The 19,512-nt window shown below is 71.6% G+C and carries 19 protein-coding genes; 5 read left to right on the forward strand and 14 right to left on the reverse strand.

The window, feature by feature from the left end; translation table 11 throughout:
• Window positions 1-39: 39 nt before the first annotated feature.
• The 3 genes from OHU34_RS39575 to OHU34_RS39585 form a co-directional block, all read right to left on the reverse strand.
• Window positions 40-1,230 (reverse strand): glycoside hydrolase family 64 protein, encoded by a 1,191-nt coding sequence (locus OHU34_RS39575; protein ID WP_142268636.1) that lies wholly within the window; start codon window positions 1,228-1,230, stop codon window positions 40-42.
• Between the two features lie 191 nt (window positions 1,231-1,421).
• Complete coding sequence (locus OHU34_RS39580; protein WP_405771062.1) at window positions 1,422-2,177, reverse strand: dienelactone hydrolase family protein; 756 nt, start codon at window positions 2,175-2,177, stop codon at window positions 1,422-1,424.
• Between the two features lie 135 nt (window positions 2,178-2,312).
• Window positions 2,313-2,933, reverse strand: a complete 621-nt coding sequence (locus tag OHU34_RS39585; RefSeq protein WP_200840008.1) for an L-threonylcarbamoyladenylate synthase — start codon at window positions 2,931-2,933, stop codon at window positions 2,313-2,315.
• 183 nt (window positions 2,934-3,116) lie between these two features.
• On the opposite strand from OHU34_RS39585, the gene OHU34_RS39590 reads away from it, so the two are divergent.
• Window positions 3,117-4,652 (forward strand): CdaR family transcriptional regulator, encoded by a 1,536-nt coding sequence (locus OHU34_RS39590; protein ID WP_142269888.1) that lies wholly within the window; start codon window positions 3,117-3,119, stop codon window positions 4,650-4,652.
• A 115-nt stretch (window positions 4,653-4,767) separates the two neighbouring features.
• Here OHU34_RS39590 and OHU34_RS39595 read toward each other — a convergent pair whose 3' ends face one another.
• The 11 genes from OHU34_RS39595 to OHU34_RS39645 all read right to left on the reverse strand — a co-directional run bounded on the left by OHU34_RS39595 (window position 4,768) and on the right by OHU34_RS39645 (window position 14,582).
• Window positions 4,768-5,991 carry a cytochrome P450 gene (locus OHU34_RS39595; RefSeq protein ID WP_142268634.1) on the reverse strand — a complete coding sequence of 408 codons (1,224 nt, stop codon included), beginning with the start codon at window positions 5,989-5,991 and terminating at the stop codon, window positions 4,768-4,770.
• Entirely contained in the window at window positions 5,988-7,232 is a 1,245-nt protein-coding gene (locus OHU34_RS39600; RefSeq protein ID WP_020127082.1) for a cytochrome P450, read from the reverse strand. The genes OHU34_RS39595 and OHU34_RS39600 overlap by 4 nt, the downstream gene beginning before the upstream one ends.
• The gene (locus OHU34_RS39605; protein ID WP_142268633.1) at window positions 7,229-7,855 is read right to left on the reverse strand and encodes an ATP/GTP-binding protein; all 627 of its coding nucleotides are present in this window, start codon (window positions 7,853-7,855) and stop codon (window positions 7,229-7,231) included. The genes OHU34_RS39600 and OHU34_RS39605 overlap by 4 nt, the downstream gene beginning before the upstream one ends.
• Window positions 7,824-8,189, reverse strand: a complete 366-nt coding sequence (locus OHU34_RS39610; RefSeq protein ID WP_020127084.1) for a DUF742 domain-containing protein — start codon at window positions 8,187-8,189, stop codon at window positions 7,824-7,826. Before OHU34_RS39610 ends, OHU34_RS39605 begins: the two co-directional genes overlap by 32 nt.
• Window positions 8,186-8,608 (reverse strand): roadblock/LC7 domain-containing protein, encoded by a 423-nt coding sequence (locus OHU34_RS39615; RefSeq protein WP_142268632.1) that lies wholly within the window; start codon window positions 8,606-8,608, stop codon window positions 8,186-8,188. Before OHU34_RS39615 ends, OHU34_RS39610 begins: the two co-directional genes overlap by 4 nt.
• Window positions 8,605-10,035 (reverse strand): ATP-binding protein, encoded by a 1,431-nt coding sequence (locus OHU34_RS39620; protein ID WP_405771068.1) that lies wholly within the window; start codon window positions 10,033-10,035, stop codon window positions 8,605-8,607. The genes OHU34_RS39615 and OHU34_RS39620 overlap by 4 nt, the downstream gene beginning before the upstream one ends.
• A gap of 674 nt (window positions 10,036-10,709) precedes the next feature.
• Window positions 10,710-11,177, reverse strand: coding sequence for a hypothetical protein (locus OHU34_RS39625; RefSeq protein WP_142268631.1), 468 nt, complete (start codon window positions 11,175-11,177; stop codon window positions 10,710-10,712).
• Window positions 11,178-11,337: 160 nt separating this feature from the next.
• Entirely contained in the window at window positions 11,338-12,651 is a 1,314-nt protein-coding gene (locus OHU34_RS39630; protein ID WP_405771072.1) for a DUF3500 domain-containing protein, read from the reverse strand.
• A gap of 146 nt (window positions 12,652-12,797) precedes the next feature.
• Window positions 12,798-13,166, reverse strand: a complete 369-nt coding sequence (locus OHU34_RS39635; RefSeq protein WP_020127091.1) for a helix-turn-helix transcriptional regulator — start codon at window positions 13,164-13,166, stop codon at window positions 12,798-12,800.
• Between the two features lie 207 nt (window positions 13,167-13,373).
• Complete coding sequence (locus tag OHU34_RS39640; RefSeq protein WP_142268630.1) at window positions 13,374-13,748, reverse strand: hypothetical protein; 375 nt, start codon at window positions 13,746-13,748, stop codon at window positions 13,374-13,376.
• Window positions 13,749-14,006: 258 nt separating this feature from the next.
• Complete coding sequence (locus OHU34_RS39645) at window positions 14,007-14,582, reverse strand: hypothetical protein (protein WP_405771074.1); 576 nt, start codon at window positions 14,580-14,582, stop codon at window positions 14,007-14,009.
• 324 nt (window positions 14,583-14,906) lie between these two features.
• On the opposite strand from OHU34_RS39645, the gene OHU34_RS39650 reads away from it, so the two are divergent.
• From OHU34_RS39650 to OHU34_RS39665, 4 genes are all read left to right on the forward strand, one after another.
• Window positions 14,907-15,761: a sugar ABC transporter permease gene (locus OHU34_RS39650; RefSeq protein ID WP_142268629.1), complete on the forward strand. Its 855-nt coding sequence runs from the start codon at window positions 14,907-14,909 to the stop codon at window positions 15,759-15,761.
• Window positions 15,758-16,645: a carbohydrate ABC transporter permease gene (locus tag OHU34_RS39655; RefSeq protein ID WP_142268628.1), complete on the forward strand. Its 888-nt coding sequence runs from the start codon at window positions 15,758-15,760 to the stop codon at window positions 16,643-16,645. Before OHU34_RS39650 ends, OHU34_RS39655 begins: the two co-directional genes overlap by 4 nt.
• Window positions 16,646-17,018: 373 nt before the next feature.
• Window positions 17,019-18,392, forward strand: coding sequence for an extracellular solute-binding protein (locus OHU34_RS39660; protein ID WP_405771079.1), 1,374 nt, complete (start codon window positions 17,019-17,021; stop codon window positions 18,390-18,392).
• Window positions 18,393-18,441: 49 nt separating this feature from the next.
• Entirely contained in the window at window positions 18,442-19,506 is a 1,065-nt protein-coding gene (locus tag OHU34_RS39665; RefSeq protein ID WP_142268626.1) for a LacI family DNA-binding transcriptional regulator, read from the forward strand.
• Window positions 19,507-19,512: the final 6 nt, after the last annotated feature.

Below are 19,512 nucleotides of genomic sequence, written 5' to 3' on the forward strand. Positions count from 1 at the left end.
GGGACGTCGTCGTGCGCGCTCCGTTCCGTTCAGTTCACCTCAGTTCAACGGGTCGAGCGTCAGGTACGCCTGGCTCGGAGAGCCGTCGTGGACGAGGGACTCCTGCTGCCCGACGTCGTCGAAGGCGAACGCGTACGCCTTGCCGTCGGCCATCTGCGCGTGGATCTTGCGGGCGTAGTGGTTGGTCACCGTGTCCTGGTAGAAGTTCGCCGTCGTGGTGTCCGGCTGGTTGGGATTGACCAGGAGCGTGGAGCGGTTGAAGCCCGCGCACAGGGTGCGGGAGATCGGTCCGCGCACGGCGTCGTTCGGCGCGTCCAGCAGCCGGTGACAGCCGAAGATGCTGTTCGCGTCCGGCTTCTGGAAGCTGGTCACGACCGCTCCGGCGGAGTTGGTGAAGTTCATGACCCCGCCCGAGACCCGGCCGTAGTACTTGGTGCCCGGCTGGTCGGCGAACGGGGTGACGGTCAGCGTGCTCGTCGCGTACTTCTGCCAGACGCGGTTGACGTAGTCGTCCATGACGTTCGCCGGGAGGGCGCCGGTCTCCACCCCGTACAGCGGGGCGAGGGCCCGCAGCACGGTGCCGTCGGACCGGGTCTGGATGAGGTTCGCCCAGCCGCCGGGCTGTCCGCGCAGGGCGTTGAAGAAGCCGTTGTAGCCGCCCGCCTTGAGGTGCCCGGTGCTGACGGTGGTCCCGTCGGCGCGCTGCACGCCGACCGCGTACGGCGCGGAGAACATGTCGACCTGAGTGCTGTTCAGCCACAGCCCGGAGTCGTTGAGCGTGTACTCCGACCAGTTGAACAGGATGTTCCGGTTCGGGTCGGTCGGGTTCTGCACGGCCGGCTGCACCAGTCCGCCGGTGGTCAGTCTGAAGTCGAGCTTCTGTCCGTAGGAGAAGTAGACCCGGCCGGAGAACTTGGGGATCCGGATGGTGGCGGACTGCCCGGCCGCCGGGCCCGCGATCGAGGCGTCGGGCGCGGGGGTGGGAGGGTTGCCGCCGGCGGGCCAGGCGTGGAAGGTGCCGTTCGCGTCCGCCCAGCCCTGCCGGCCCGTCGTCAGCTGGGTGCCGAGGTTGTAGACGTAGAGGCGGTCGCCGCGCCCCGAGTTGTTGGTGATCTTCAGCGGGATGGTGTCGGGGACGGCCGCCTGGGCCGGGGGACCGAGAGAGAGCAGTGCGCCGGCGAGAGCGGCTGCTCCGGCGATTCTGAGTGCGTGCGTGATGCTCGAGAGCACTCTCCACCTCCGTGCGGGTAGGCCTGTGGGGTTGGTCCGTACCATGTTGAGAGCGCTCTCAAAGTCGCATCGGGGTTGTGCCCATGTCAACAATGTGGACAGAGGCGGAGGCAGAAAAAGGAGAGGACGCCCTCGGCACGGCTCATGCCAGGGGCGTCCCGGTGCTCGGTCCCGTTGCCCGGTCGCGAGGGTCAGAAGGTCCGCTTCAGCAGGTCCAGCAGCGCGACCCAGTGCCGCTCGGCGCCCTTCTCGTCGTACGCGGCGGTGTCGGCCTGCGTGTAGCCGTGCTCGGCGCCGGCGTAGACCTCGCACGTGTGCCGGACGCCCGCCGCCGTGAGGGCCTCCTCGAAGCGCTCGATCTGCTCGGGCGGCAGGGAGTGGTCGTTGTCGGCGTGGCCGAAGTACAGCTCGGCCGTGATGTGCTCGGCCGCCAGATGGGGACTGTCCGGCGCGTCGGTCGCGAGCCGGCCGCCGTGGAAGCCGGCCACCGCCGCGACCCGGTCCGGATGGCCGCCGGCCGTCCACAGGGCGAGCCGGGCGCCCATGCAGTACCCGGTCAGCGCCACCGGGCCGTCCGCGACCAGCGGGCTCTCCTCCAGCCACCGCAGATAGGCCCCGGCGTCCCGCACGGCGGCCTCGGCCGTGAGGGACTGGATGAGCGGGCCCAGGGCCGCGAAGATCTCCGGACGCGCGCCCGGGTCGATGAACTCGGGCAGCTCCACGACGGGCGCGCGCCCGTGCCGGTAGAACACGTTCGGGACCAGCACCGTGTAACCGGCCTCGGCGAGCCGGTCGGCCATCGCCCGCAGGTGCGGACGCAGCCCGAAGGCGTCCTGGTACAGCAGCACGCCGGGCCGGGGCGTCCCGTCACCGGGATGCGCGACATAGGCGTCGGCGACGCCGTCCTCGGTCCGGATGTCCACGGCTGTTCCCTGTACGGAGGTCATGGGGGTGCCTCTCTGCGCGGTGCACTGCGGCGAGCGATCGACCGGCCCGGTGGGGCCGGGCAGCGACCATCGTTGCATGCACCATCCACCTGCCCTCCGGGACCCCCGGTCCAGGGTGCCGGGGCGCGCAAGGCCCTACTCGAACCGCGAGGTGTCACCCGCCCCGTGCCGCACGATCTCCGCCTCGCCCTCGGAGAAGTCGATGACCGTGGTCGGCTCGGTGCCGCAGTCCCCGGAGTCCAGCACGGCGTCCACCACGTGGTCGAGCCGGTCCTTGATCTCCCAGCCCTGGGTCATCGGCTCGTCCTCGCCGGGCAGCAACAGGGTGCTGGACAGCAGCGGTTCACCGAGTTCGGCGAGCAGGGCCTGGGTGACCACATGGTCCGGGATGCGCACGCCCACCGTCTTCTTCTTCGGGTGCTGGAGCATGCGCGGCACCTCCTTGGTCGCCGGGAGGATGAAGGTGTAGCTGCCCGGCGTCGACGCCTTGATCGCGCGGAACACGTCCTTGTCCACCCGGACGAACTGGCCGAGTTGCGCGAAGTCCTGGCACACGAGGGTGAAGTGGTGCCGGTCGTCCAGGTCGCGGATGGCCCTGATCCGGTCGATGCCGTTCTTGCTGCCCAGCCGGCAGCCCAGCGCGTAGCAGGAATCCGTCGGGTACGCGATCAGCGCGTCCGCCCGGATGGCGGCCGCGACCTGGGTGATGGTGCGCGGCTGAGGGTTGTCGGGGTGCACGTCGTAGTACTTCGCCATTGGCCGAGCTTATGCCGTGCCAGGGGGCGGCCGCCCCGCAGGACCGCCGTGCGGCTCGCCCAGGAGGAACTGCCGGCTGCAGGCGAGCAGCCGGCGGCCGTTCCGCTCCGCGTGAGGTAACGTCCCCGACCGATATGACTGGTTCGGCCCGGACGGGCCGTGAGGGACGAGGAGAGCGCCGAGATGGCCGGCCGGGACGACGGGAACCCCCACACCGACGCGGCGGACGACGCCGGCTCGGCGTGGGCGCAGGAACTCCTCGGACATCTGCGCCCCACCGGCGGCGACCTCCGCAGAGTCCTCGACTGGCTGGCGGACACGCTCGACGCGACCGTCTCCCTGCGCGACGACACGGGCGCCGCGCTCGCCGGACCGCTCACCCCACTGGACGAGAACCTGGTAGCCGCCGTCACCGGCGGCCGGCTCGCCTCCGCCGCCTGGGAGGGCGAGGGCAGGTCCGTGCGCCTGATCAGGGTCGAACTCCCGCGTCCCGCCTCGTCGGGCGTGCTCGCCGTGAGCCGGACGAGCCCCTTCGACCGGCGCGCCTCCGCCATCGTCACGCACACCGTCGGCGTCCTCGAACTCCTGCTGCGCGCACAGGAGACCGCCGCGACCGGACACCGGCTGGCCCGCGCCACCGCCGACCTGCGCCTCGCCATCCTCCAGCTGCTCATGGTCGAGGACACCGTCGCCGCCCGCCGCGTCGCCGCCGGTCTGTGGCCCGGCCTGCTCGACACCGACACCGCCTGCGTCTACGTGATCGAGACCAGCCCCGAGGACCGCGACCGGCTCGCGGCGGCCTGCGTGGCGGCGACCCACGACGAGGCCCTCGTGGTGCGCTGTCCCGCCATGGACGGCCACGTCATCGTCGTCGTCCCGGACGACACCGTGGGTCGTGCACTGCGCGCCCTGTGCGACCGGCACGCCGGCGCGTTCCTCGGCGGCAGCGCCCTCCAGAGCCTCGCCCGCACCGCCACCGCCTACGGCCAGGCCGTCAGCGCCCTCGCCGTGGCCCGCTTCCGCCCCGACAGGACGGCCGTCTACGCCGAACGCACCCACCCCGAACGCCTGATGGACCCCGAGGTCCTGCGCACCTGGACCACCCGGCTGCTGCGCCCCCTCGACGCCCTGCCGCACCACACCCGCGCCGAACTCCTCGCCACCACCCGGCTCGGCCTGGAGTTCACCGCCGTCAACGCCGCGAAGGTGCTCGGCGTCAGCCGCAACACGGTCCGCGCCCGCATGGAACGCGTCGAGAACCTGCTGCGCGCCGACTTCTCCGACCTCACCGTCCGCGCCGCGGTCCACCTCGCGCTGCACACCCAGGTCGTCATCGCCGGGCACCTGACGGGGACCCCGGCGGCCCCCGCCCGGCTCGGCGAGCTCCTCGGTGACCCCGCACTGCGCGGCTGGGCGCAGGACCTGCTGGCCCGCCTCGACTCCGACGGCCGGGACCTGCGCGGCACGCTGCGCGCCTGGATCGCCGCCGGCGGAAACGCCGAACGCGCCGCCCAGCTGCTCGGCGTGCACGCGCAGACCGTCCGCGAACACGTCCGCAGCGCGGAACCCGTCCTCGAACGTCAGCTCCTCGCGGCCGGCAGCGACCTGTACGAGGTCGTCCTGGCCCATGTGGCGGCGGGTGACCTGGACCAGCCCGACCTGCACGAATCCGCCCCGTGGACGGAACCGGGCCATCCGGACTCACCTGTGCACAGGTGAGTGCTCCGGCGGCCCGAGCGGGCATCGACACGATTCCCAGCCGCTCGCCGGACACGTAGTTTCGAGGAGCGGCGGGGGTACGACCGGAACGGGGGACCGGTCGCGCCCCCGCGCTTCAGTCCCGCAGACGGACCGGGATCTCCTGCCAGCCGCTCGCGATGAACGAGGGCACCTGCCGCAGCTCCGCGGCCCCGGTGTCCAGGCGCAGCCCGGGGAACCGGTCGAACAGCGCGGGCAGCGCCGTCAGCGCCTCCATCCGGGCCAGCGGAGCCCCGATGCACCGGTGCACACCGATCCCGAAGGCCAGATGGTCGTCCGCGGCGCGTGCCGCGTCGAACACGTCCGCGTCCGCCCCGAAGTGCGCCGGATCCACGTTCGCCGCCGCGTACGTCGTGATGATCGCGTCCCCGGCCGGTATCGTCACCTCACCCACCGTGATGTCGTCGACGGCGAACCGCAGCGGCAGCGTGGCGATCGGCGGGTGCAGCCGCAGCGTCTCGTCGACGACCGCGTCCCAGCCGATCTCGCCCGCGCGGACGGCCGCCAGCTGCTCGGGCCGCCGCAGCAGCGCCACCGCCGCGTTCCCGATGAGGTTCACGGTCGTCTCGAAACCGGCACCGATGACCAGCAGCAGCGTGTACAGCAGTTCCTCGTCGTCGAGCCGGTCGCCCTCCTCGTCGCGCACGCGGATCAGCTCGGTCGTCATGTCGTCGCCGGGGTGCTCGCGCTTGTACGCGATCAGTCCGCCCAGCACCGTGCCGATCTGCTCCTGGACGTACGCGGCGTGCTCCGGTGTCGGGTCGGTGGTGTCCATGATGGCCGCGACCAGCCGGACGGTGGCCTCCCGCAGATCGTCCGGCACCCCGAACAGTTCACAGACGATCTGCATCGGCAGCGGATGCGCGAAGCCGGCCTTGAGGTCGGCGGTGTCGTCGCCCTTCTCCAGCGCGTCCAGCAGCTCAGCGGTGATCGCCTCCACCCGGGTGCGCAGCGCCTCGGTACGCCGGTGGGTGAAGCTGGGCGCCACCAGTTTGCGCAGCCGCGCGTGGTCGGTGCCGTACGTGGAGAGCATGTTGATCACCCCGACCCAGCCCAGGATCCAGCCCCAGGAGGGGTGCTCGCCGAGTTCCGCCCACTGCCGCCAGTGCCGCCGCGGGTCCTTGCTGACCCGAGGGTCCAGGATCAGTGCCCTGAGGGTGTCGTACCCGGTGGGCGCCCAGGCCGGAATGCCGCCGGGCAGCTCCACGGGCACGATCGGGCCGAGGGCGCGCAGCCGGGCGCTCTCGGCGTGCACGTCGGTGCCGAACGGGTCGAGGACGATGCGGTCGGTCACGGTCACGAACGGACTCCTGAGGGTTCGGAAGCGGGGGAGCGGGGGCTGAAGCGGACGGGCAGCGCAGTCAGCGAACGGTGGAACGGGCCGGGCCGCCAGGTCAGCCGGTCGCGGGGCACGACGGGATCGAGGTCGGGCAGCCACTGGGTGAGCCGTTCGATCGCCTCGGTGACCAGCAGCAGCGTGTGCTGCTTCACCGGACAGGCGTGCGCTCCCGCTCCCCACGACAGATGCGAGGCGTCGTTGGGATGCCGGCCCTCGGTGGCCTCCCGCTCGGCGAGGATCCCGAGTGCCCCGTACGACACCACCACCGGCACCGCCTCGCGCAGCCACACCCCGTGGAAGGCCACGGGCCGGCGGACGTAGTAGATGCCGTAGTTCGCGAGCGGCGTCTCGTGGTGCAGCACCTCGACCACCGCGTCCATGACGGGGCGGGCGCCGTCGGTGAGGGTGGAGTAGTAGAGCGGGTTGCCGAGGATCCTCGACAGCGTGTTGGACAGGAGGTTGGCGGTCGGCCCGTATCCGGCGCCGAGCGTGAGGAACACCTGCCAGGTGACCTCCTCCCGGGTCAGCCCCGCCGGGTGGTCCAGCAACCGGCTCGGCAGGTCGTCGCCGCGCCGTTCGGTCTTTGCGGCGATGAGGTCCAGTACGTACTGGGCGTACTCCGCCTCGCCCACGGTCGCCCGGTCGCCGCCCTCCATCATCTTGCCCACGCCCGAGTGCAGCCGGTCGCCCTGGCTCTCCGGCAGGCCGAACAGGTCGTTGAAGACCAGCGCCATCAGCGGCTCGGCGAAGTCGCCGACCAGGTCGGCCTCGCCCCTCGGTCCGATCCGGCCCACCAGCAGCCGCACCGCCCGGTGCACCCGCCCCCGCAGGTCGTGCGGTTCCACCAGGTCGAAGACGTCGATGAGGGTGGTGCGGTAGCGGACGTGCGCCGCCCCGTCGGCGAACAGGGCGTTGGGTCGCCACCGCATCATGCCGAGCACCGGAGAGTCGTCGGGGACGGTCGACTCCCACGCGCGCGGGTCGTGCGAGAACGTCTCCTCGTCGTGCAGCACGTCCAGCGCGGCGCGCCGGTCGGTGACCACGTATGCCGGAACTCCGGGCGCCAACTCGCCCCAGCCGACCGGCCCTTGACTGCGCAGTGCCTGGTAGTGGCGCAGCGGGTCGGCCGCGAAGCTCTCGTCCCACAGTCGCACGGGCGCGGAGCGCGCGAAGTCGCGCCGGTCCGGGGGATGGATGGTCACCGGGCCTCCATGGGGTCACGTCCGATCAGATGGTCGACGAGCGCGAGCAGCGCGTCGATCGAGGAGTCGCGGTCCCGCGCGTCGCAGGTCACCATGGGTGTCCCGGGCTCCAGGTCCAGCGCCTGGCGCAGCCGCTCCGCACCGTAGTGGCGGGGCGCGTCGGGGAAGTCGTTGAAGGCCACCGCGTACGGCAGCCCGCTCTCCTCCACCAGGCCCAGCACGTCGAAGGACGCGTCGAGGCGGCGGCTGTCGACGAGGACGAGCGCGCCCAGCGCCCCATAGGCGATGTCGTCCCAGAGCGCGCGGAAGCGCTCCTGCCCCGGCGTGCCGAACAGGTACAGCACGACATCGCCGGCGAGGCTGATCCGCCCGAAGTCGATGGCGACGGTGGTCGTCGACTTCTCCCGCACCCCGGCCAGGTCGTCCACCTCGGCGGACGCCTCGGAGAGGTGTTCCTCGGTGTGCAGCGGCCGGATCTCGGACACCGAGTCGATCAGGGTCGTCTTGCCCACCCCGAACGGCCCGGCGACCAGGATCTTGACCAGGTCGCGGGCGGTGTCGGGGTGGTGGACGGCGCCGGGCGCGCCGGCGCTAGGGGTGGTGTTTGAGGGCGCGGAGGCCATCGGCCACTCTCTTCAGCAGGTCGGGGTCGAACCGTTCGGCGGGCGGGATCGGCGCGCGGGCGAGAACGAGGTCCCGGTCGACGAGGTCGGCCGCCAGCACCCGTACCGCGGAGACCGGCAGTCTGAGCAGCGCAGCCGCCTCCACCACCGCGAGCGAGCCGCCCGCCAGCGTGTCCAACAGGGCCAGTTCGGCGGCCGGCAGGCCGGGCGGCAGCGGCTCCTCGCTGCGGGCGAGCACCGACAGCCGCTCCAGGTGGGGCCGACTGGGCCGGGCCACACCGCCGGTCGACAGGTACGCGGGGACGAGGGGACGGCCGGCCGGGCGCCGGGTCATGCCGGCGCGTTGTCGTCGGCTCCTCGGGGCGCGGCCGCCATGGCCTTCTCGCCCAGTCGCGCCACCTGGGAGTGGACCCGGTGCGCCAGCAGGTCCAGCCGCGTCTCGCCGTCGCCGTACGCGGCCACGCAGGTGCCGTGGTCGGTCGGCACGATCAGCACATAGCCGTGGTCCGACTCGATGACGATCTGGCGTACCTCGGCCCGCTCCTGGTCGGCGAAGGCGGCCGCCGCCGTCCGGCAGGCCCCCTGCACGGTGCTGGTGATGGCGGCCACCCGCTCGGCCGACGGCTGCGACAGGGCGTCGGTGTAGCCCGTCACCAGTCCGTCCCGGGTCAGCATGACGGCGGCCAGCACGTGCGGCACCTGCAGGATCGGTTCCAGCACCCATGCCGTGTCGCCCGTATTACGGCTGGTCATCTCGCCGCTTCCCCCTCGATGTCGATGTCGATGTGGTCGGTGTGGTCGGTATCGCCGGTCCGGTCGGCCGGGGTGTCCCCGTGGCCGTCGGATCCGGTGCTCTCGGCGGCGGCGCGGGCCGCCGCCGTGCCGGACTGGAGCGCGCCGAGCGCGGCCGCGGCCTCCTCCGGTCTCCGCGCGGGACTGTGCGCGGGTCTTTGGGCCGGGCTCTCCTCGGGTGCGGCGGCCGGGGTGCGGCGACGGCGCTGCGGCAGGCCGTCGGTGTCCGAGGGCTCGTGATGCCCCGGTGCCGCCTCGGGGACGCCGGACTCCGTGCCGTACGCGTGGGAGGGCGCGGGCCGGTCGGCCGCGGCCTTCCGGGTCGTGCGCGGCGCGCTCGCGGCCGGCGGCCGGTCGGCCGGGTCGAGCCGGCTGAGGAGATGGCTGTCGACCCGCAGCACCGCGCGCACGCCGCCGTACGGGGAGGCCGAGGAGACATCGACGCCCAGGTCGAACTGCCGGGTGAGGCGGCCGATCGCGGCCAGCCCCATGCGCGGCGGATCGCCCAGGTCGGTCAGCAGGATCAGGTCGTCGCCGGCCACCAGCCGCTGGGCACGGTCGCGTTCGTCCCGCGTCATGCCGAGACCCGCGTCGTCGATGGTGACGCACACGCCGTGGTGGACGTGCTCCAGGCTCACCACGACGTCGGTGTCCGGGGCGGAGTGCCGGAGCGCGTTGTCGAGCAGTTCGGCGACGATGATGGCCACCGGCTCGACGGCGTGCGAGACCAGGGCCGTACCGGTCTCGAGGTGGTTGTGGACCTGGACCCGGTGGTAACCCGCGAGCCGGGCCTGACCGCCGGTCACCGCGTCCACCAGGTGCGACTCCTCGCGCGCCAGCCCGACCCACGCGCCACACACCACGGCGGTGACCTGCGCGCGGCGCAGCGACTGCTCGTTCTCGTGGTCCAGCCGGAACAGGGTCTGCGCCAACTCCGGGTCGTCGTAACGCTGTTGGAGTCCGCGCAGCGCGTCCTGGAGCCGGTACAGGGCCGCCTGGATCTCCCGGGTGGCGCCGCGCATGCCGGCCTGGGCGGCCGCGTCGACCCGGGTGCGCTGGGCGGCCACCTCGGACTGGAGCGCCAGCACCACGTTCTCCAGGGCGATGCCCAGCGGGGTGCCGGTGGTCAGCGGCTGGAGCGGGCCCGGTTCGGCCACGTGCGGATGGGCCACCTGGCGGGCGGCCGCGGGCACCCGGCGGTCGGCCAGATGCTCGACCTCTGCCGTGAACGCCTTTACGGACCCCTCCAGTTGGGTGCGCAGCGCGGCGATCTCGGCTCGCTGCCGGGTCTGTTGCCGCCGTAGTCGCAGCAATCCGCCGCCGAGGGCGAGCGCGGACAGTGTGCCGGCGGCCAGGCCGCCGGCCACCAGGTCCGGGAATTCCATCATCGATTCGGTTCCAGGGGGGTCGGGCGTCGTCTCGGTGCTCAGGGCAGGGGTGGATCCGATGCGCTCGGACCGGGCACTCGCAGCACAGTACACACCGTCATCGATCGATCCCGCACGGTTGAGCGAGACTTGCCTCCCAAAGTGCCCGGTATCTGTTCACTTCTGCGTCGACTGTCTGGATTGCCGTACGCGACAGGGGAGTTAGACGGTGGCCGACGCGGCCCGGGTCTGCCGCGCCCTGCGGTGACGCCGGTCCTCGGGCGTGCCTGCGGGCGGCGGGAGAGCCGGTCGGGTCGGTCCTGCGATCGGACGGGGGTGATCCTCCGAAGGGACGGGGGCAGGCCTCCGAACGGGGGTCGCGCTCACCCGTGCCGGTGAGCGCGCGGTGCCCGCGCGTACTACCGGCGCGCCCCTCCCCGTTTGCCCGGGCATGGACCGACCTGCGCCCGTACAGCCCCGAGCCGACTGCCCGTCCGGACTCCTCCGCGCCGCTCTGTGGGTGGACCGGCCCCGGTGTCGGGTGCCGATCTACGCCCGGCTCGTCGCGGAGTGGCGGGCCGACGGACGGACCGTGCCCGCCCGCTCGGACCTGCAGTGGCTGCCCTCGCCTTCGGTCTCGCCCTCGGTTCGGCGCCTCCGCCGCGACGAGGACGGCACGTTCCGCCCGTGACGCGCTACCGGCCGCACATCGGGGTCAGCACGGCCAGCGTGCCGTTGGCCTGTCGCAGGGCCAGTTCCAGCGTGGCCGGCGCGTGCAGCATCCCGGTGCCGTCCGGCGGGACCAGCCACTCCAGGAACTGCGCGGCCCGGTAGGGCGGGGGAACCGCCACCCAGGAGCCACGGCCCGCGCGTCTCAACCCCGCCCCGATCCACCGGGTGCCGGGATCCGGCGGGAGGAAGAACCCGACCCGGTGCGACGCGGTGTCCACGAGTGTGGGTCCCGGGACGGGGCGGGACGCCTGCCACAGCAGATCCAGGGTGAGCAGGCCCAGCCGGTCGGGCACGCTGAGGACATCCCAGTAACGGCCCGCCTCCAGCAGGGCGATCCCGTCGCCCTGATCCCATTCCCGCTTGCACAGCCGCGGGTCCGTCGCGGCGGCGGCGAGCCATTCCACGCCGCGTGTCCACATCGCATCGCTCATGTCGGCTCCGTGTGACGTCCACCCCCGGCCGCATGCCGAGCAGGCATATGCATGCTGGTAGATATTTCTACGTGGCGGAAGGGGTGGCGAACCGTGGCGTTTTGGTGTGTTTCGTTCGATGTCCGAGCCGCTGTTCGGACCCGCGCGGCCCGGCCGGACCCTAGTGGTCGTTCTCCAGGTGCAGCTTGAGCAGGTCCACGCCGTAGTCGCCCCCGTTGGGGGTGCGGATGATGGTGTGGATGTGCTGCTGGGTCGGCGTCCCGCCCGGTCCGCCCATGCCGCCGCCACCGCTGCTGTCCTTGTTGCCGTAGGCGAGCGGCGACTGGGCGTCGTACTCGACGAGGACGACCGGGCTGTGCACGCGGTAGTAGAAGGCCGAGGAGTCCTTGGTCTCGCCGATCCAGTAGAAGTACGTGTCGTCGAGGTGCTCCTCCACCTCCCTCATCTTCACCTCGGCGTGCCCGTCGTCCATGTTGCCGACGTAGACGCGCACCAGATCCAGCAGAGCGCTCTTCTGGGCGGCGGTGAACCCGGAGGCGACGAGGCCCTGGTAGGCGAGCTTGAGGTTGTCCTGGCCGGCGCCGGCCTTCAGGTTGTCCCCGGCCTTGGTCTCCGAGGAGATCACCTTCTTGCGCTGGGCGTCCGTGAGCGACCGCAGCAGGGTGAGGCCGGCCGTCGTCTCCTTCTTGAAGAGGGTGATCTTCTCGCCGTCGTAGGTGGCCGAGGTCGGCTCGGAGCCCATGAAGGTGGGCGTCATGACCACCTGGTCGCCGAGCACGAAGTAGTTGATGGCCACGTGGTGGCCCTCGTACTGGAAGCCCCACGGCGCGGTGGTCGACGGGGTGCCCATGAAGGTGAAGAAGTAGGCGCCCTCGGTGAGCGTGTCCCGGTTGCCGCCGCTGTAGTCGCCCAGGAACGCGTTGAGCTTCATGATGTTGCGGGTCTGGGTGAGTCCCTCGGCGGACAGCGCGACCCCGAGCAGCGCGTAGCCGAGGTCGCGCTGTTCGTCGGTCAGGTCGCCCATCCGGGCGCCCTCACGCTGGTAGCCGTCGACGTTGCTCCAGGCCAGCCACTCGTCGTCGTCCACCTCGAAGACCGAGGCCTTGCGCTCCTTGGTGGTCAGCCCGTCCAGGAACGCCTGGGCGGCCTTGACGACCTTGTCGGTGGAGACGTCCGTCGCGTGGATCGAGTACAGGTCGTCCGCGACCTTGCCGTCGGTGGTGACACCGACGAAGTCCGCGTACTTGACCTCGCTCGCTCCGGGGCCCATTCCGCCGGCGCCGCCGTCGGGTCCCCCGGAGGGCATCCCGCCCGGGCCGCCGGAGGACGAGGCGGCGCTCGCGGTGTCGGAGGAGCCGGAGGAGCAGCCGGTCATGGTCGCCATCGCGGCGACACCGCCGGCGAGCAGCGCCTTGTTCATGAACCAGCGACGGCTGCGTTCGGATGCGGGGGTACGTGGTCGGTGTCCTTGCATGGGCCCCAACCTTCAGGAGGTACCTGAAGGAAACCTGAAACCGGTCCCGCTGCTCCCGCCCCCGTCCCGGCCCCGCTCTTCCCGTACCCCTCCGGACCCCGTTCTTCCGGTCTCCGCCTCCGCTTCGGTTTCCGTCCCCGTCCCGGTCACGGCCGTCCGGTGCCGCCCTGCGGAACCGGCAGCGGCAGATCGGCCTGGCGTAGCTCCGCCAGCAACTCGTTCTGTCCCGCGAGGAGTTCGGTGAGGATGCGGCGGGCGGCCCGCAGCAGCTCGGCCACGTCGCCACCCGCGAGCGCGTAGCTGACCGTCGAGCCCTCCCGGATCGACACCACGATCCCGGCGCGGCGCAACACCGCCAACTGCTGGGACAGGCTGGACGGTTCGATCTCGATCTCGGTGAGCAGGTCCCGCACGGCGACGGGGCCGCCTTGGAGCAGTTCGAGGACCCTGATGCGGACCGGGTGCCCGAGCATGCGGAAGAACTCGGCCTTGGCCTGGTAGAGGGGAACCTGCATGATCGATCGCTCGCTCCCTGCCGCGTACGGTGCGTGGTGCGCGATGGCGCGGGGGCCCGGCCGACCGTACGCCCCCGCGCGCCACGTGCTGCGTCACGATCCTGGTGGCTGCGGGCTCCGCACACCCGTGTGATGCGCTGATCTGGATGTGTCGAGATGAAGAAATCTTCAATTCGAGGGTGTGCGAAGCCGCGGCCGTCCGGTCGCCTACACCTCGAGCTCGGCCTCGATGCGCTTGAGCTGGTGGCGGGCCATGGCCAGGTTGGACCGGGCGCGGTCCAGGACGAGATAGAGGAACAGTCCGCTGCCGCCACGGCCCTTGAGCAGCCGGATGAGGTGGTACTGGCCGGCGAGCGTGATCAGGATGTCCTCGATCTCACCCTTCAGCCCCAGGTGTTCCATGGTGCGGACCTTGGCGCGGATCACATCGGTGTTGCCGGCCGCGGCGACGTTCAGATCGAGGTCCTTGCCTCCGCCGAGCGTGCCGAGTGCCATGCCGCTCGTGTAGTCCACGACGGCGACCCCCACCGCCCCCTCGATCGCGGTCATCGTCTCCTTCATAGAGATCTCCAGATTCGCCACGGCGTTTCTCCTGCCGCTCGCGCGGGCCCGGGCTCCTCCGGCCCCGCTGGTTCCCCGAACGTACGGAGCATGTCCCCCGACGGAGTGACGCGCTTCGGGACTGGCCCGAGGAACTTCGGATCGGCATGATCCGTGCACCTTTTTGAACGTGCGTGTACGGGAGTTGAGCGGATCGGCGGCGCTCACGCGAACGTGTGCCCATCGCGCTGATGACTGTCCCCGTGCGTACGGCGGTCGACGCCCGACCGGGAGTCGTTCTCAGTTCGTGGGCAGCCACTTCTCCAGGGCGCCGATGAGACGGTCCAGCGCGGGTGCGTCCGTGGAGCGGTCCGTCATGACCGTCCGGCCGTCGAACTGAAGCGTGTACTGGAACTTGTCCGCCGACCCCATGTCGATCGCGAACGCGGGGACTTCGTCGAGCGCCGGATCTCCGAGCAGCGTCCGCAGCGTCGTGAACTGCGCCGCGGTGGTGCGGCGCACCGCGGACTCGCCACGGTCGGTGGTCCGGACCGTGCCGTCGCCCCGGAGGACCACCTGCCGGTTCACCCCGGCGAAGCCGCCGCTGACGGTCATCGTCACCAGCTTCTGGTCCGGGCCGGTGACAGGCACCGGCGAGGGGCTCGCCGACGCCGGAACCGACACGGAGGGTGAGGCGGAGGCGTCGGAGGAAGCGGAGACGGAGGGCGAGGCGGGTGACGGTGGGGCGTCGGAGACGGTCGCCGTGACGACGGTCTCGTCCGTCGGCTCCGCCGCCTTACCGTCGTCCCCGGACGAGCAGCCGGCCAACGCCAGCGCCGCGGCCGCGCACACCATCACCGAACTCCGAGTGAGCACCGTTCCCTCCCCTGCGTGTCACGCCCGTGTGTGTCATGTCCCCGAGCACTCCTGTCCCTGAGTACCCGTCATGTCAGGGTGCCATGCCCCGGGTTCGCACCCGCCGGGACGCGGCCGGTCGCCTGTGTCAGAAGTGTTGACCGCACTCTGAAAACGTTTTAACTTCACCTCACTCGACCCTTGAGGGGAGGAGACTCCGTGGCGACGTTGCTGCGCGAGAACCCCAGTAAGTCGGAAGAGAACAGCGCATCCCGTCGCCCGTCTCGGCGCCGTAAAGAGTGGAAACGTTTTCAGAGAGCACATGGCAGGACGCTGTTCCTGCTCATGTTGCCCGGGCTCGCCTACTTCCTCGTGTTCCACTACGGCGCGCTCGCCGGCAACGTCATCGCCTTCAAGGAGTACGTGCCGTTCGACGGGCTCTGGGGCAGCCCATGGGTCGGCCTCGGCAACTTCCGGCGGATGTTCGAGGACGCCGAATTCTGGGACGCGGTACTCAACACCCTCTGGATCGCGGTCCTGCAACTCGTCTTCTACTTCCCCGTCCCGCTCGGCCTCGCGCTGCTCCTGCACACCCTCACCTGGAGCACGGTCCGCCGTTTCGTGCAGTCCGTGGCCTATCTGCCGCACTTCGTGTCATGGGTGATCGTCGTCGCCCTGTTCCAACAGGTCCTGGGCGACACGGGCATGGTGAACGGCTACCTCGGCGACGCGGGCCTGCACACCGTCGACATCGTCGGCAACCCCGACGCCTTCCGCCCGCTCGTCGTCGCGCAGGTGATCTGGAAGGACGCCGGCTGGGGCACGATCGTCTTCCTCGCCGCGCTCTCCCAGGTCGACGAGCAGAGTTACGAGGCCGCCGCGATCGACGGCGCCGGGCCCTGGCGGCGCTTCTGGCACATCACCCTGCCGGCGATCCGGCCGGTGATCGTGCTGCTGCTCATCATGCGGCTCGGCGACATCCTCTCCGTCGGCTTCGAGCAGATGCTGCTCCAGCGCGACGCCGTCGGCCCGCAGGCGGCCGAGGTCATCGACACCTTCGTCTACTACCGGGGCATCGTCGGCGGCGACTACGGGTTCGCCGCCGCCGCTGGCCTGTTCAAGGGCCTGGTCGGCGCCCTGCTCGTGTACGCGGCCAACCGGGTCGCCCACCGTCTGGGCGAACAGGGGGTCTACCGGTGAGCGCCCACGTCCGCCCCGGCTGGATGGAGAAGCCGCGGCCCGTCACCCAGGCCGCGAAGGCCGTCGCCCTCGCCGCGGTCGTCCTCCTGGTCTGCGTGCCCTTCCTCGTCATCGTGTCGACCTCGCTCGCCGCCCCGCGCGAGGTCGTGGCGAACGGCGGCTGGGTGCTGTGGCCCGAGCACCCCACCCTGGAGGCGTACCGGGACATCCTCGACGGCGGCATCGTCACCCACGCCCTCGCCGTCAGCGCCGGCGTCACGCTCGTCGGCACCGCGCTGAGCCTTCTCTGCACGGTCACCCTCGCCTACGCCCTCTCCCGCCCCGGTGTGTTCGGCGGCCGCCCGGTCCTGCTGCTGATCCTTTTCACCTTCCTCTTCCCGCCGGGCATGATCCCGGGCTTCCTGCTGGTCAAGGAGCTGGACCTGCTGGGCAGTTACGGCTCCCTGGTCCTGCCGGTACTGGTCAACGTGTTCAACCTGGTCGTGCTGCGCGGGTTCTTCCAGGGCATCCCCGAGGAACTGTACGAGGCGGCCCGCCTCGACGGCGCCGGGGACTGGCGAGCCCTGTGGTCCATCGTGCTGCCGCTGTCGAAGGCGGCACTCGCCGTGGTCGGACTGTTCTACGCGGTGGCGTACTGGAATTCCTGGTTCTACTCCTCGCTGTACCTCGAGAGCGACCACTGGCCGGTGCAACAGGTGCTGCGCACCTATGTCGTGGCCGGCTCCGGCCTCACCGACACCACCACCGGCGAGGCCACGGTCAACGCGCCGCAGACGATCCAGATGGCCGTGCTGGTGATCGCCACCGTGCCGATCCTGCTCGTCTATCCCTTCCTCCAGAAGTACTTCACCAAGGGCGTGCTCACCGGCGCCGTCAAGAGCTGACCCCGCTCTTCGTGAACCGACCCCCCCACCGCAGAACCGACCCCCCACCTCAAGAGCCGACCCGCACCTCGCCCCGCAGAAAGGTCATTCGTCATGTCCGGCATGTCCCGACGCACGCTGCTGCGATCCGTGGCCTCGGGCGGCGCCGCCGTCGCCGTCCCCGGTCTGCTCACCGCCTGTTCCGCCACGGGCTCGGACGACAAGGGCGTCTCCAACGCGGGAAAGGAACTCGCCCCCTGGCCCGCCTACGCCGCTCCCGCCGGCCCCCGGCCCGACCTCGCGCCCACCGAGGCGGGCGTCCAGGCGGGCTTCACGTCCTACCCCCCCCTCCCTCGTCACCTCGGTCGCCCGTACCCCCGGCGACGGCTCCACCGTGAAGGTCCTGACCGTCACCTTCGGCACCCCGCCCAAGGCGGCGGACCAGAACCAGTACTGGCGGGCCGTCGAGAAGGCCCTCGGCGTCACGATCGAGTTCACGGTGGTCCCGCAGGCCGACTACCAGAAGAAGATGGCCACCGTCATGGCCGGCGACCCCGACTCACTGCCCGACATCATCAACGTCTTCACCAACGTCACCCTGCCGCGCGAGGCCCAGTTCGTACAGCGCAGGGCCGAGGACCTCACGCCGTATCTCTCCGGCGCGGCGGTCCGGGACTACCCCAACCTGGCGGGCATCCCCACCCACGCCTGGCGCGACATGGGCCGCATCGGCGGACGGCTCTACGGCATCCCTCTCGAACGCCCGCTGCCCGGCTCGACCCTCTGGCTCAACCAGGGCCTGTTCACCGAGGCCGGCATGCGAGGCGGCTGGGCCTCCACGGACTTCGCCGCCGTCGCCCGCAGGGCCACCCACGGCAAGCGGTACGCCCTCGGCGCCTCCGTGGGCTCCCTCTTCGGCAACGCCGTGCACGCCGCCGCCCACCACGCCCCGAACGGCTGGGCCGTCGACAGGAACGGCACCTTCCGCCCCCACTACGGCGACGACCGTCACAGGGCCGCCGTCGCCTTCCAGGCCCAGCTGCGCAAGAACGGGTCCTACCATCCCGACGCCACCTCGATGTCGCAGGTGGACCTCGGCACCCTCTTCCTCAACGGCACCGTCGCCGCCCTCCAGGACGGCTTCGGCGCCTACCAGACCCGCTACCCCGACGCCGAGGGACTGCTGACCCCGGCGCCGGCCCTGCCGTACAGCGTCGACGGCACCCCGGGCGGCATCGTCGCCGCCCGCCGCTCCTTCGGCTACACGATCCTCAAGAAGGCCGGGAAGGAACGCGTCCGGATGCTGCTGCGCCTGCTCGACCACCTGGCAGCGCCGTTCGGCACGAAGGAATGGGAACTCGTCCACTACGGCCTGGAAGGCGTCCACTTCACCCGGGGCACAGACGGCTCCCCGCGGGCGACGAAGCTCGGCGAGGTGGAGAACGTCTCCAACCTGCCGTTCCGCTACCTGGCCGAGGGTCCTCAGGTGCTGTTCCTGCCGGGCCTGCCCGACGCCGTACGCGCCCTGCACACCTGGCAGCGGACGGTCGTACCGGTCGCGATCCGCAACGCCTCCTTCGGCCTGAAGTCCCCGACCGACACCTCCCAGGGCGCCACGCTCAAGGCCCTGATGGACGACACGGTCACCGCCGTCGTCGCTGGCCGCGCCCCGATGTCGGAGTACGACGAGGCGGTGCGCACATGGCGCTCCCGGGGCGGCGACAGAATGGCCGCGGAGTACGCCGAGGAGTACGACGCCAACACCTGAGTCGGCGGCAGCGGCGCAACGGACACGGGCGAGGGGAACGGGGTACGACATGACGGCACAGGGACGGGTGACCATCCGCGAGGTGGCCGAACGCGCGGGCGTGTCCGTGGCCACGGTCTCCCGCGTGCTCAGCGGCAACTACCCGGTCCCGCAGGCCACCCGCACCCGGGTGCTGCGCGCCGCCCGCGCCCTCGACTACGTCGCGAACGCCCACGCCCGGGCCCTCGTCGGCGGCGGCCGCAAGACGGTCGCCGTCGTCCTGCGCCAGGTCACCAGCCCGTTCTACGCCCAGGTCGCCGAGGGCGTCGAGGCGGAGGCCGCCACCCACGGCTGGCTCTGCCTCGTCGGGACCACCGGCGGGGACCCGCAGCGCGAGCTGGAGTTCGTGCAGCTCATGCGGGAGGAGGGCGCCCGGCTGGTCATCCTGGTCGGCGGGGTCGTCGAGGACGACGCCTACCGTGAGCGCGTCGCACACTACGCGCAGGCCCTCGCCTCCGCCGGGGCCCGCCTGGTGCTGTGCGGCCGGCCCGCCCCCGACCCCGCCATCCCCGCGCTCGTCGTCGAGTTCGACAACGAGGCCGGGGCGCGCGCCATCACCGGGCACCTGCTCTCGGCCGGCCACCGCAGGATCGTCTTCCTCGGCGGACTGCCCGGCAACACCGCCCTGGACGCCCGGGTGCGCGGCTACCGCGCGGCCCTCGCCGGGCACGGCCTCCCGCCGGAGGCCGCCCAGGTCGTCGACTGCGGGCTGGGCCGGGCCGCCGGGCTCCGCGCGATGACCGAACTCCTCAAGGAGCGAGCCGAGTTCACGGCCGTCTTCGCCGGGGACGACATGGTCGCGGCCGGCGCGCTGCGCGCCATCGCCGAGGCCGGACTGCGGGTCCCCGACGACATCTCCGTCGTCGGCTACAACGACATCCCGCTCGCCGAGGACTTCCACCCACCCCTCACCACCGTGCGCACGCCCGCCGAGGAACTCGGCCGCGCCGCCGTGCGCATCGCCCTGCGGGACCCCGAACAGGCCGCCGCCACCCACCATCTGCTCGGCACCCACATCGTCGTACGCGACAGCGTCGCCGCGCCTCCACCCGGGCGCGCCCACCGACCGACCTAAGGAACC

This window comes from Streptomyces sp. NBC_00080 (genome assembly GCF_045041255.1).
In the GTDB taxonomy this organism is placed as follows: domain Bacteria; phylum Actinomycetota; class Actinomycetes; order Streptomycetales; family Streptomycetaceae; genus Streptomyces; species Streptomyces coriariae.